This window comes from Yokenella regensburgei, assembly GCF_003634235.1.
Classification (GTDB): Bacteria; Pseudomonadota; Gammaproteobacteria; order Enterobacterales; family Enterobacteriaceae; genus Yokenella; species Yokenella regensburgei.
In genome coordinates this window covers 774,710-787,739 of the sequence record NZ_RBIZ01000003.1, presented here as the reverse complement: position 1 = coordinate 787,739, position 13,030 = coordinate 774,710, and the positions used below count along the sequence as shown (strand labels likewise).

The 13,030-nt window shown below is 55.6% G+C and carries 10 protein-coding genes; 2 read left to right on the top strand and 8 right to left on the bottom strand.

Features of this window, described 5'->3' with window-relative positions; genetic code table 11:
• Positions 1 to 25: 25 nt before the first annotated feature.
• Positions 26 to 769 (bottom strand): copper homeostasis protein CutC, encoded by a 744-nt coding sequence (gene cutC / locus C7387_RS03955; RefSeq protein WP_006820425.1) that lies wholly within the window; start codon positions 767 to 769, stop codon positions 26 to 28.
• A 91-nt stretch (positions 770 to 860) separates the two neighbouring features.
• A complete protein-coding gene (locus C7387_RS03950) occupies positions 861 to 1,427 on the bottom strand; it encodes a VOC family protein (protein ID WP_006820426.1) in 567 nt (188 codons plus the stop codon).
• Between the two features lie 243 nt (positions 1,428 to 1,670).
• On the opposite strand from C7387_RS03950, the gene argS reads away from it, so the two are divergent.
• Positions 1,671 to 3,404: an arginine--tRNA ligase gene (argS, locus tag C7387_RS03945; protein WP_120816123.1), complete on the top strand. Its 1,734-nt coding sequence runs from the start codon at positions 1,671 to 1,673 to the stop codon at positions 3,402 to 3,404.
• 69 nt (positions 3,405 to 3,473) lie between these two features.
• Here argS and C7387_RS03940 read toward each other — a convergent pair whose 3' ends face one another.
• The 6 genes from C7387_RS03940 to flhB all read right to left on the bottom strand — a co-directional run bounded on the left by C7387_RS03940 (position 3,474) and on the right by flhB (position 12,004).
• Positions 3,474 to 5,123 carry an OFA family MFS transporter gene (locus C7387_RS03940; protein WP_120816717.1) on the bottom strand — a complete coding sequence of 550 codons (1,650 nt, stop codon included), beginning with the start codon at positions 5,121 to 5,123 and terminating at the stop codon, positions 3,474 to 3,476.
• Between the two features lie 282 nt (positions 5,124 to 5,405).
• Positions 5,406 to 6,545, bottom strand: a complete 1,140-nt coding sequence (bglB, locus tag C7387_RS03935; protein WP_120816122.1) for a beta-galactosidase BglB — start codon at positions 6,543 to 6,545, stop codon at positions 5,406 to 5,408.
• Between the two features lie 4 nt (positions 6,546 to 6,549).
• Positions 6,550 to 8,133 carry an MFS transporter gene (locus C7387_RS03930; protein ID WP_120816121.1) on the bottom strand — a complete coding sequence of 528 codons (1,584 nt, stop codon included), beginning with the start codon at positions 8,131 to 8,133 and terminating at the stop codon, positions 6,550 to 6,552.
• Between the two features lie 259 nt (positions 8,134 to 8,392).
• Positions 8,393 to 8,785, bottom strand: a complete 393-nt coding sequence (gene flhE / locus C7387_RS03925) for a flagellar protein FlhE (protein WP_120816120.1) — start codon at positions 8,783 to 8,785, stop codon at positions 8,393 to 8,395.
• Positions 8,785 to 10,863: a flagellar biosynthesis protein FlhA gene (gene flhA / locus C7387_RS03920; protein ID WP_006820434.1), complete on the bottom strand. Its 2,079-nt coding sequence runs from the start codon at positions 10,861 to 10,863 to the stop codon at positions 8,785 to 8,787. Before flhA ends, flhE begins: the two co-directional genes overlap by 1 nt.
• Positions 10,856 to 12,004 carry a flagellar biosynthesis protein FlhB gene (gene flhB, locus C7387_RS03915; protein ID WP_006820435.1) on the bottom strand — a complete coding sequence of 383 codons (1,149 nt, stop codon included), beginning with the start codon at positions 12,002 to 12,004 and terminating at the stop codon, positions 10,856 to 10,858. The genes flhA and flhB overlap by 8 nt, the downstream gene beginning before the upstream one ends.
• A gap of 342 nt (positions 12,005 to 12,346) precedes the next feature.
• Here flhB and C7387_RS03910 point away from each other — a divergent pair, with 342 nt between their 5' ends.
• Positions 12,347 to 12,922 (top strand): fimbrial protein, encoded by a 576-nt coding sequence (locus C7387_RS03910; RefSeq protein WP_120816119.1) that lies wholly within the window; start codon positions 12,347 to 12,349, stop codon positions 12,920 to 12,922.
• The last annotated feature ends 108 nt before the right edge of the window (positions 12,923 to 13,030 follow it).

Here is a 13,030-nt window from a genome sequence, read left to right as displayed (position 1 = left end):
GACATGATGCGCGGTAAAACTGGTATCAGCGGGGATAACCGGCAACGATCGCCTTCATCTCCGCCACCGACTCGCCGTTCACGGCGTATCGGGAATATTCATCAGCGTCAGCGTCGGTCGACATTGACAGCCCTGGGTTACGATACTGCATAACCGAAGGCACCCACTGACCCGCAGAGCTGTGCACTTCCTTCACCCCAGCCTCCAGGAACAGCGGTAAATTTCCGGCTCTCACTCCGGCACCCGCCATAATGGTTGGAGCGTTGTCGGTGGCAATTAGTTCCCGAATTAATGAAAGTCCTTTTTCCGCAGACGATTGTTGACCAGAGGTCAGAATGCGTGCGACACCTAATTCCCGCAGGTTTTCAAACGCTTTCAGCGGAAAGGCGCACATATCAAACGCACGATGGAAAGTCACCGCGAGAGGACCTGCGGCCGTCATCACCTCGCGCATGCGCGGCATATCAACATCGCCCTCTGCATTAAGGATACCGATGACCAGTCCCGGGAACCCAAGTTCACGTACCAGCCGCACATCTTCCAGCATTGCGGCAAACTCGCCGTCGGTATAACAGAAATCACCGCCGCGTGGACGAATAATAGGATGAACCGGAATCGACACCTTTTGACGCGCAGATTTCAGCACGCCGAACGAGGGCGTCAGCCCGCCTTCCTGCGGTGCAGCACAAAGCTCGATACGGTCTGCACCCTTAGTCTGCGCTTCAACCGCGCACGCCACGCTGTAACAACAAATTTCCAGCAATGCCATTCCTTTCTCCTGTGTTTAATGCTCATCCTGCAACGACGCAACATCATGCCACGCTTCAGACCGTGCAACATCGTGCCACTTCACATTGTGGTTATGCCTGCTGTTCGCTGGCGACGATTTGCTCGATAGACCACGGGTGAAACTTGATAGTCACTTTGCCGTCGGTGACGGCGAGCGTCGGGTTTGGCAGGCGTTCACGCTCGCCTTTGGGTGAACTGGTTTTGACCACAATACCGGGTTGCGATAACCCTTCGTCCGCCAGCAACGCTAACGCACGGGCATTGAGGGTTTCTGGCTCGCCCGGTAAGACAATTTCAATGTGCTCCCAGCCTTCGTGCGGGTAGCGCTTTTCGCCAGGCCACGGCAGTTCAACCACGGTAAAACGCCAGTGCGCTACGCATACCGGCTCATGAAGTTTGAAAAGACAAATCGGCCGACCGTTGATGATATTCTCAGAAAGCAGCGTTCCGCACTGAGCAAACCCTTCGCGCCAGCGCTCGGCGGTGGCATTCTGATGGCAGCGCAGCGAAATGTGATCGGCATCAAGCGGTGCGATATCCAGCCCGAGCCGGGTGGAAAGTTCTGTTAACGCCTCGGTGAAGCGGGGTAAATCTGCGGAAATATCATGCAGTTCTGCAACGTCTTGCCAGTGGGTCATTTTTGTCTCTGCCTGTATGCCGAAAAGCGCTAATCTACCCTGTTGTGGGTCTGGAACCAACCGTCGATGCGCAATGCCGGGGAATGAATGGTTATTCGTTAATCGTGCGACGAATTTCCGCGCCTGTAGCGGGCTGTGCGGTGCTGACGGCACCCGGCAAATGCAGTATACTCCCGCCTTAATTTATCCACATCACGGCGCGAACCGAATCAGGGTGTTGCGCCATTAACGTAAGGTATTCCGGTGAATATTCAGGCTCTTCTCGCAGAAAAAGTTAGTCAGGCCCTGATTGCGGCAGGCGCACCTGCCGATTGCGAACCGCAGGTTCGTCAGTCAGCAAAAGTACAGTTCGGCGACTATCAGGCCAATGGCGTGATGGCAGTTGCTAAAAAACTGGGCATGGCGCCGCGACAACTGGCAGAGCAGGTTATCACCCACCTCAATCTGGACGGTATCGCCAGCCGAGTGGAAATCGCCGGTCCTGGCTTTATCAATATCTTCCTTGATCCGTCGTTCCTCGCCGAGCACGTGAACGCCGCACTGGCGTCCGAGCGTCTGGGCGTTACCCGTCCGGAACCGCAGACCATCGTTATCGACTACTCTGCCCCGAACGTGGCAAAAGAGATGCACGTTGGTCACCTGCGCTCCACCATCATTGGTGATGCGTCAGTCCGTACCCAGGAATTCCTCGGCCACAAAGTCATTCGCGCCAACCACGTCGGCGACTGGGGTACCCAGTTCGGTATGCTGATTGCTTACCTTGAGAAGCAGCAGCAGGAAAACGCCGGTGATATGGAACTGGCCGATCTCGAAGGCTTCTACCGTGAAGCGAAAAAGCATTACGACGAAGACGAAGCTTTCGCCGAGCGCGCCCGTAGCTACGTGGTAAAACTGCAGGGCGGTGATGAGTACTTCCGCCAGATGTGGCGCAAACTGGTCGACATCACCATGTCGCAAAACCAGCTGACCTACGATCGTCTGAACGTTACCCTGACCCGTGACGATGTGATGGGTGAAAGCCTGTACAACCCAATGCTGCCGGGTATCGTTGCCGATCTGAAAGCCAAAGGGCTGGCGGTGGAGAGCGAAGGCGCAACCGTCGTATTCCTTGATGAATTCAAAAACAAGGAAGGCGAAGCGATGGGCGTTATCATCCAGAAAAAGGATGGCGGCTATCTCTATACCACCACCGATATCGCCTGTGCGAAATATCGCTACGAAACCCTGCACGCCGACCGCGTGCTGTACTACATCGACTCCCGTCAGCACCAGCACCTGATGCAGGCGTGGACCATCGTGCGTAAAGCGGGCTATGTACCGGATTCCGTACCGCTGGAGCACCACATGTTCGGCATGATGCTCGGCAAGGACGGCAAACCGTTCAAAACCCGTGCGGGCGGTACCGTGAAGCTGGCTGACCTGCTGGATGAAGCGCTGGAACGCGCCCGTCGCCTGGTGGCAGAAAAGAATCCGGACATGCCGGCAGACGAGCTGGAGAAACTGGCGAACGCCGTGGGTATCGGCGCCGTGAAGTATGCGGATCTGTCCAAAAACCGGACCACCGACTACGTCTTCGACTGGGACAATATGCTGGCCTTCGAAGGCAACACCGCGCCGTACATGCAGTACGCCTATACCCGCGTGCTGTCGGTGTTCCGTAAAGCCGGTATTGAAGAGCGCGCGCTGACCAACGCTTCGGTGGTTATCAAAGAAGATCGCGAAGCTCAGCTGGCCGCACGCCTGCTGCAGTTTGAAGAGACCCTGAACGTGGTCGCCCGTGAAGGTACACCGCACGTGATGTGTGCTTACCTCTACGACCTGGCCGGTCTGTTCTCAGGCTTCTACGAGCACTGCCCAATCCTCAGCGCGGAAAGCGAAGAAATTCGCAACAGCCGCCTGAAGCTTGCTCTGCTCACCGCAAAAACGCTGAAGCTGGGTCTTGATACTCTGGGTATCGAAACCGTCGAACGTATGTAAGTCAGACTCATAGACGACGAAGGGGAATGTCTCAGGACATTCCCCTTTTTTATTCCCTGAGGATCTGCGCTACATAAAGAACTTCACCGCCTGCTGCAGCGTCGTTCCCATTCCCCACAGCAACGGGATGATGACCGCAAGCCAGCATAACGTCAGCAATACCGGCGCCGGGGTCGGCTCCCAGGTCAGCTGCGCATTCTTATTGATAGTATAAAGTCCCTTCGCCTGCTGCTGCTGATCGGCAGTCATGCCGTATTTATCCGCGACCGGGCGCACCAGCATGTTGCAGATAAAACCAACGATCAGCAAACCGGTCAGCACCAGCAGCGTGATGTCATAGATTCGCTCCGGCGCAACTCCCTGCGCCATCTGATATTCACGCAGATAGTTCACAAGAATTGGCCCACTGATCCCTGCGGCGGACCAGGCGGTCAACAGGCGGCCGTGAATGGCGCCCACCATCTGAGAGCCAAAAACATCCGCCAGGTAAGCCGGAATGGTCGCGAAGCCGCCGCCGTACATGGAAATCACAATACACAATGCGCAGACGAACAGCGCCACATAGCCACTGTGGTTGGTGAGCGGCAGCGTGCCATACAGCACCGCGCCAAGGGCAAAAATTAGCGCGAAGGTCATTTTTCTGCCGCAGACATCCGAGACCGATGCCCAGAAAAAGCGCCCCAGAATATTAAACAGGCTGAGTAACCCGGTGAAGCCCGCCGCCATGGTCGCAATGCGCTTTAGCTGCTCCGCATTCAACTCATGCCAGCTGAGATCTGTTGCCAGCAGCTTTCCGGCGAAGATCTCCTGCAGCATCGGCGAAGCCATTCCCAGAATACCAATCCCGGCGGTCACGTTGAGCCACAGCACCAGCCACAGCAGCCAGAACTGCGGCGTTCTCCACGCCACGCTGACGTGCACCTGAATCGTCGGGTTGTTGCGCAGGATCTTCTCCGCCTTCTCGCCTGACGGATGCCAGCCCATCGGCGGCAAACGATAGCTGAAGGTACCGCACAGCATGAACACCACATAAATAGCCGCCAGTGCCAGAATGCTTTGCCAGACACCGCCGCCCTGCCCGTCGGAGAAGAAGTTCATCAGCCAGTTGCCAAGCGGTGCGCCCACTAACGCCCCGCCGCCAAAGCCCATGATCGCCATCCCGGCGGCCATCCCGCGTTTATCGGGAAACCAGCGTAGCAAGGTGGAGACCGGCGATATGTACCCCAGCCCCAGCCCTATTCCGCCAATCACCCCCGCGCCCAGCCACAGCAGCCACAGCTGATGGAAATAGATAGCGATACTGGCCAGCACCAGGCCACCGCACCAGCAAAGGGTCGCGACGAAGCTCACCAGCCGTGGCCCGACTTTCTCAAGCCAGCTCCCCCATACGGCAGCCGAACAGCCAAGAAACACAAAAAATAGCGTGTAGGTCCAGCCCAGCAGAGATATTTTCCAGTCACAGGTTTGCGTGAACAACTGTTGCCAGAGCGACATCTCAACGGGGCACTGCAGCGGTGCGCTACCGCCAATCAGCTGCGACATCGGCAGCCAGAACACAGAGAAACCGTAGGCCATACCAATACACAAATGCACCGCCAGCGCCGCAGGGGGAACCAGCCAGCGGTTATAACCGGGCGTGGCTATCGTGCCAGATTTGGCAAAAAACCGGCCCAGAGGAGACTCGGGTAAAGCAATTGCATTCTCGTTTATTTGCACCATGTTGCTGTCCTTATAGTTGTAGTTTTCCAGCCGCCGGAGCAGCTGAAGACAGGCATACAAAGCAAGAAAGGCACCAGGTGATTAAAAAACATGCAGAAATGACGACTGAAGCGAGCAAGCGTAGGGTTTCGTCGCCAGAACAGTGAGATCAGGTTAAAACGCAGGGATGCTCGAGGTTTTCACTGCGAAAATGAAAATAATAATGATAGATAATGTGCTCAAAATGATACTGGCGTGTAATACCGCCCGCGTGAGCCACACGAGCGGTACATCCGTTGCGACTTAAAAATACTTCCGCAAATACTCCGTTAAGCACAGGATAGTCATCGCCTGACCATACGGCATAGAGGTAAGCGGGATCTGGCGATAAAACTCGAGGTCGCTCCCCATACCGGTTCCAAACGACGTTTGCAGTAACTCCCCCTCTGGCGATACGTGTTGCACGATGCCGCGAATCGCTTTCTCAGCCACAACGGCATATTCAGCCGGGATATAGCGCATACGCACGGCCTTCAGTACCCCATAAGCAAACCCGGCGGTGGCGGAGGCTTCGAGATAGGATTCAGGATCGTCAAGCAGCGTGTGCCAGAGGCCGCTTTCATGCTGACACTTCGCCAGCGCGGCGACCTGGGCATTCAGCACCTGCAGCAGATAGCGCCGCACCGCGTTATGCTCCGGCAAATCGACCAGCTCGAGGAAATCCGGGATAACCATCGTGAGCCAGCTGTTGCCACGCGCCCAGCGAGCGCGCGCGAAGTTGTGTTTACCGTCGTAGTTCCAGCCGTGGAACCACAGCCCGGTTTCCCGGTCCATCAGATTCTGCACGTGCAGCAGGAACTGATACACCGCCTCCTCCACATATTGCTGGCGGTTCAACAGCTTGCCAATTTTCGCCAGCGGCAGCACGGTCATCATCAACGTGTCGTCCCACATCTGCTGATGGTTTTCTTCCGCGAGGGTCATATGCTGCATCCCGCCGTGTTCGGTGCGCGGCATCTCATGCATCGCCCACTCCGCCCAGCTTTCAAGCCACGGCAGCCACTGCGGGTTGCGCGTCTCTTCATAACGGTATGCCAGGGTCAGGAACGGCGACATAGTGTTGACGTTTTTGGTGGTTGCCCCTTCGGCAAACCGAGCGGTAAACCAGTCGTCAATGATATCGCGCATCCCTTCATCGCCGGTCTGCTGGTAGTACTGGTAGATACCGTACAGCCCGACGCCGTGAGTCCACTCCCAGCCCGCCCAGCCTTTGGTATCGATAACCCGCCCATCGTCCAGCCGCAATAAAAACTCACCGGTTGCATCGTGAATGTTCACCAGATTATGGGTGACATTCTGGATCAGTGCCTTCAGCTCATCCCGGGCGATGAAACGCTCCGGCTGGCATAACAGCGGGCTATGTTTGACAGGCCAAACCTTCATATCGTTAACCTCTGTGCAATGTCGAATTCAGTTGAGTCGTCGTCTTCAGCGTTGCCGCCGGCGCGTTATGACGATTCAGATAACCAATGTTGTTATTCCCCCACAGGGATTCATACGGCATTCCTGCCAGCATCTCGACCGTGGCGCGGGCCTGCGGCGTAATGCTTTCCGGCATCACGCGTCCAGATTCACGCATTTTGATGGTCTCTTCACGCAGTACGCTGTGGGTTTGCATATTCAGTTTGAAACGCAGCGAAACCAGGAAACCGCAGGCCAGCACCACTATGGTGCCAACGCTCAGGACCAGGAGGATGGTATGGCTCACTTCTGCTGGCTGAACTTTTTGCCCGCTCACAAAGCCTGAGAGCTGCATAATGATCCCCACCAGCATCACCGCCCCGGCCTGCGAGGCCTTACGGGTTAAGGTCATGATCCCGGCAAATATGCCTTCCCGGCGTTGGCCGGTGATGACTTCATCCACATCGGCAATATAGGTGTAGGTATTCCACGGTACATAGTTAATGCCTCCACGCCCCAGACCGGCAACGGCAGAAACCATCAGCAGCAGCGAATAGATATCGCTCATCCCGGCGTAATACAGCACTGCATAAGAAAGAGAGGCCAGACCAAACAGCACGACCACCATCCGGTACGACGGAGCCGGTCCAAAGCGGATACACAGCGGCATCATGGCGATCACCGCCACAAACTGGAAGATGGCCATCGTACCCAGCAGGTTCGACGCCATTGACGCCTCCTGCATCAGCACGAACACCACGTAATAGGTGAACACCGCGTTGAACACATCCTGGGCAATATAGCCACCGAGATACATGCCAAGGTGCTGGCGGAAGATTCGTACCCGAAACGTCGAAGTGAGCTCGATTATCAGGCGATTCAGGCTTTGTGCGAGAGTCAGGTTTTTCTTCTCTTCATCGGCGCGCAGCGCGGCTTCGCTCCAGTCTTCACGTGGACGTTCCCAGGTAAAGCACCAGACGAAGGTCAGCATCAGCGCACACAGAACAGAGAAGACCAGGCTTGCATAGAAAAAGGAAATGGCGTTGTCTTTGCCAAAATGGGTGAGCAAAATTCCCGGCAGGAAGGAAGCCAGAATCGCCGACATCTGTGCCATAGAGATACGCGCGCCGGAGAACTTGGTTTTCTGTTTGAAGTCGTCGGTCATCTCCGGTACCAGCGTTTCATATGGCACCAGAATCATGGTGTAGACCACATCAAAAATCAGGTAGGTCAGCAGGTAATACCAGAATCCCATATCGCCGACCCACATAAAGGAGTAGCTGAAGACGCAGGGGATCCCGAGCAGAATAAAGAACTTACGTCTGCCAAAACGTTTACCCGCCCAGGTCGTACCGAAGTTATCGGTCAGAAAACCCATCAACGGGCTTACCACCGCGTCCAGTACCCTAGCGGTGGCAAAAATAAAGGTGGCCTCGATGGGGGATAACCCGCAAAACGTGGTGTAGAAATAAAGCAGCCAGGCGGCGGTCAGCGCAGTGGTTCCCGCCCCCAAAAAATCGCCAGATCCGTAGGCGAGGTAATTCGCTAAGCCAATTTTTCGTGTTTTCATTGCCGTGAACCCTGTTTCTTATTAGGGACCCACTCCGGTAACGTTGCCGGAGGGCATGCTTACAGGGTTACAGTAAGAGCATGCAGCACATGATACCTTTCTGATTTTGCCATCGATGCTCGCTTACTGGCAAAAATACAAAGAGTGGGATTACGCGCATCACTTATTTATAAAACAGCGTTTCTTTTTCATCAAAACCGGGTGGCAAAAATGCGATCGCGTCGGCAGTTTGGCCTGCCGACGGAGGGGAGATGGGGGATCAACGGTAGTTAACGATAACCTCATTGCTGCGCACTTTCAGCGCCGGGATCATACGCCCACCGCCGGGAACCTCCCAGACAAAGCGCAGCGGTTCAGCGGCCGGGACACCGTTCAACCCCTGCGTGGTGCCGCTTTGGCCATCCAGCTCCACGCAGCGTACCTGCGAGCACAGGCGCACAATAAGTCCGGCTGGCGTCGGGCCATTGAGTTCATAGCGCCAGGCAATTAACGTCATCTGCCCGTCAACCGGCTGAGATGAAGAGAGCGGTGACGATGACGCCGCTTCGCCACGATAGTTAAGAGTCACCCCCATGCCGCTCGCCTGCCAGGCGCCCTCGCCTGCAGCATGCACGCACAGCGGCAGAACCAGTAACCATAATAGTTTACGCATTATTTGCCTCCAATCGTTGCGGTCATGCGGATCTGGCGATTCTCCGACAGCTCGAGGTTTGACAGCACCACCAGCTGCGGCAGGCTACGACGCAGGAAGCGAGCCAGCAGCGGACGCAGCGCATGATTCACCAACAGTACCGGCGGCGCGCCGAGCATCTCCTGCCGCGACAATGCCTCCTGAGCCTGTGCCAGCAGTCGGTCAGCCAGACCCGGCTCGAGCCCACCACCGCCCTGCAGCGCCTGCAGCAGCAGGCGTTCCAGTGGTGTATCGAGCCCGATAACCTGCACTTCTCCCGTACCCGGGAACCACTGCTGAGTAATTGCACGTCCAAGCGCCACACGGACCACCGTGGTAAGTTCCTGCGGATCGCTCTGAATCGGGGCGTGTTCGGCCAGTACTTCGAGGATGGTGCGCATATCGCGGATTGGCACTTTCTCATCGAGCAGGTTTTGCAGCACTTTATGCAGCGTGGTTAACGTCACTACGCCCGGCACCAGATCTTCGGTGAGCTTCGGCATCTCCTGAGAAACCCGGTCGAGCAGCTGCTGTGCTTCCTGGCGCCCAAACAGCTCGGCGGAATAGAGGCTAATTAAATGGTTAAGATGCGTTGCCACCACGGTACTGGCTTCCACCACCGTGTAGCCCTGGATTTGCGCCTGCTCTTTCAGCGCGCTTTCAATCCAGATAGCGGCGAGGCCAAACGCCGGATCCACCGTCTGCTCACCTGGCAGAGTCCCCGCGGCCGTGCCCGGGTTAATGGCCAGCCAGCGGCCCGGATACGCATCCCCGGTGCCAATCTCCACCCCTTTCATCAGGATGCGGTAACGTGCTGGCGGCAGATCCATGTTGTCACGGATATGCACCACCGGCGGCAGGAAGCCCATGTCCTGGGCAAACTTTTTACGAATACTGCGGATACGCCCCAAGAGCTCGCCATCCTGCTGGAAATCCACCATCGGGATCAGGCGATAACCTACTTCCATCCCAAGCGAATCTTCCAACTGAACGTCATTCCAGGAGGCTTCTACTGCCTGGGTGTTTTCCGGCGCTTTCAGCGGCGCGACCTCGGCAGGTTGCGTGTTCTCACGCCCACGGAGCCACCAGGCAAGACCCAGCAGCGCAGCGGTGAACAGCAGGAAGACGAAGTTCGGCATCCCCGGAACCAGGCCCAGCAGGCCGAGAACCGCGGCGCTCAGCAGCATAACGCGTGGGTTATTGAAAAGCTGCCCCACCATCTGCTCGCCGACATCCTGCTCGGTGCTGACGCGGGTTACGATAACACCCGCCGCCGTCGAGATAACCAGCGCCGGGATCTGGGCGACCAGGCCATCACCGATGGTCAACAGGGTGTAGGATTCCGCCGCCTTGCCAAGCGGTAGACCATGCTGAAGCACGCCCACCAGCAGACCGCCGACGACGTTAATCACCATAATCAGGATCCCGGCGATGGCATCGCCGCGCACGAACTTACTCGCACCGTCCATCGAGCCGTAGAAGTCCGCTTCCTGCGTAACATCGGAGCGACGCTTCTTGGCTTCATCTTCACCAATAAGGCCGGCGTTGAGATCGGCGTCGATCGCCATCTGTTTACCCGGCATCCCATCGAGCACAAAGCGCGCGCCAACTTCCGCAATACGCCCGGCACCCTTGGTGATAACCATGAAGTTAATGATGACGAGGATGATGAACACCACAATACCGATGGCGAAGTTACCGCCGACCAGGAAGTGACCGAAAGCCTCTACCACGCGCCCTGCCGCCGCCGCGCCCGTATGTCCATCCATCAGGATGATACGCGTCGAGGCCACGTTGAGCGACAATCGCAGCAGCGTGGTAAACAGCAGAATGGTGGGGAACGCCGCGAATTCGAGGGTACGCTGGGTGAACATCGCCACCAGCAATACCATGATCGACAGCGCGATGTTAAAGGTAAACAGCAGGTCGAGGACAAATGCCGGCAACGGCAGAACCATCATCGACAGGATCAGCAGAATCAGCACTGGCCCGGCGAGAACCTGCCATTGCGTCGACTTCATATTCGGGGGTAGACGCAGCATTGCGACCAGATTAGCCATCAGTGTCCTTCTCACTCATAAAATCCAGTGCTTCAGGCACTGGCAGATTTTCAGGTTTCTTCGGTGGTACACCGCCAGCCAGACGCCAGCGTTTCAGTTGCCATACCCAGGCCAGCACTTCCGCCACGGCGGCGTACAGTTGACCGGGAATTTGCTGGCCAATTTCCGCATGCCGGTACAGCGCACGGGCAAGCGGCGGCGCTTCAAGCGTTGGAATGCGGTTTTCCGCAGCCAGCTCACGGATGCGTAACGCCACAAGACCGGCTCCTTTGGCCAGCACTTTTGGCGCACTCATTTTGTTTTCGTCATACTGCAATGCCACCGAGTAGTGCGTCGGGTTGGTGACGATGACGTCAGCTTTTGGCACATCGGCCATCATGCGACGTCGTGCGGCGGCGCGTTGCATCTGACGGATACGCCCTTTTACGTGCGGATCGCCTTCGTTCTGTTTAAATTCATCGCGAATATCCTGGCGCGACATCCGCAGTTTTTTCAGATGGCTGTGGATTTGCCAGAAGACGTCAAACCCCACCATCGGGATCACGCCTATGGCCACCAGCAGCGCGCAGAGCCCCACCATATTGAGCGCATTGCCCATCGCGGTCATCGGTGACTCGCTGATGAGACGCATCATCTCCGGCCAGTGCAGCCAGACGAAAAAGCCCGCGATGCTGCCCACCAGAATGGACTTCAGAATCGCCTTCACCAGCTCCGCCGCCGTCTGGGCGGAAAACATGCGTTTAATCCCCGGCAGCGGGTTAAGTTTGTCCAGCTTCAGGGAAATAGACTTCGGGCTGAAAATAATCCCGCCCAGCAGCATTGGCGCGACGATAGCGATAACCACAACGCCGACAATCAGCGGCAGCAGCGCCAGCATTGCCTCACGGATCAGCAGAATTATCTGTCCAAGGATCAGGTTGGGGTCATTGACGATGCTATGGTCAAAACGCAGCCCACCCGAGAGCAAGGCCGCCAGTCGGCGCGCCAGAGATTCCCCTCCGAGCCAGATGACGCAAACCCCGACCAACAGGATCAGGAAAGAGGTCAGCTCGCGGGAACGGGGGATCTGCCCCTCTTCACGCGCCTTTTCCAGCCGTTGGGGTGTGGGGGCTTCTGTTTTGTCGTCGTTTTCTTCTGACACGGCGCTAACCTGTAGTACTTCCAGTAGTGCACATGATGACAGAGGCAGGCGCACGCAATGGCGGGAAAAAGCAGGAAAAAGGCCGCCTATTGCCTGCTTTGCTGAATCCCACTGCTGAAACACTTTTTACCGATTTAATATATTTCCAGAATGTTTCTCCGATTAAATATTTGCATTAGGGATATATAAACGCCTTATCATATTAAACAGAAGAGAATTGCCATTTTTTGCTAATAATTACCCTGCAGCGAGTCTTTTCACTCCTTATTATCCGTGTATACTCCCCATGATTGTTATTATATAAAAAAATCTTATCGATTTATCTGTCAAGGAGACTGCGTTATGCTGAGAACAAAAAAGATCGTCATCGCGGCATTACTGGGTATAATGAGCGGCAATATATATTCTGCAGAAATGAATGCAGGCACAATTCATTTCACTGGTGAAATCATTGAACCCAGCTGCGAAATTTCTGGTGATGGCGGTACCCATGATATGAACGTCCCGCTGGGGACTTATCCTACCTCTTTATTTGATAACGTAGGTAATGAGTCAACGCTCAAACCTTTTAGAATTACACTGATCAACTGTCCTTTAAAGAGCACCGGGCTTCCTGCTGTGCAGCTCACGTTTACCGGAGATACAAACCTGACCGGTAGCACAAGTTTGTTGGATGTCTCACAGATCACCACCACCGGAGACACCGCCGCTACTGGTGTTGGTATTGCTATCAGTCCGAACGGTAACGACACCAATTTACTTAAGCTCGACGGTAGCGAGGGACAGGTCTCGATCGACTTGCCTGAAGCTGATGATGCCATAATTGCCGACTTTAACGCGCGTTATAAATCTTTTGCTAAAGACGTTACCGCCGGTGCCGCAGACGGTGATCTGGTCGTCAATATTCTTTATCGCTAATACATCATCAATGAATAATTAGTTCATTTATTTAATTCATCACTGCTATACAAAACCAGCCTGCGCTGGTTTTGTTTTTTCATCTATCAGCGCGCGAGTTTTAAAAAT

Coding starts and splice junctions, on each gene's coding strand:
- cutC (WP_006820425.1), bottom strand. CDS start 769: ATGGCATTGCTGGAAATTTGTTGTTACAGCGTGGCGTGCGCGGTTGAA.
- C7387_RS03950 (WP_006820426.1), bottom strand. CDS start 1,427: ATGACCCACTGGCAAGACGTTGCAGAACTGCATGATATTTCCGCAGAT.
- C7387_RS03940 (WP_120816717.1), bottom strand. CDS start 5,123: ATGGTGCAAATAAACGAGAATGCAATTGCTTTACCCGAGTCTCCTCTG.
- bglB (WP_120816122.1), bottom strand. CDS start 6,545: ATGAAGGTTTGGCCTGTCAAACATAGCCCGCTGTTATGCCAGCCGGAG.
- C7387_RS03930 (WP_120816121.1), bottom strand. CDS start 8,133: ATGAAAACACGAAAAATTGGCTTAGCGAATTACCTCGCCTACGGATCT.
- flhE (WP_120816120.1), bottom strand. CDS start 8,785: ATGCGTAAACTATTATGGTTACTGGTTCTGCCGCTGTGCGTGCATGCT.
- flhA (WP_006820434.1), bottom strand. CDS start 10,863: ATGGCTAATCTGGTCGCAATGCTGCGTCTACCCCCGAATATGAAGTCG.
- C7387_RS03910 (WP_120816119.1), top strand. CDS start 12,347: ATGCTGAGAACAAAAAAGATCGTCATCGCGGCATTACTGGGTATAATG.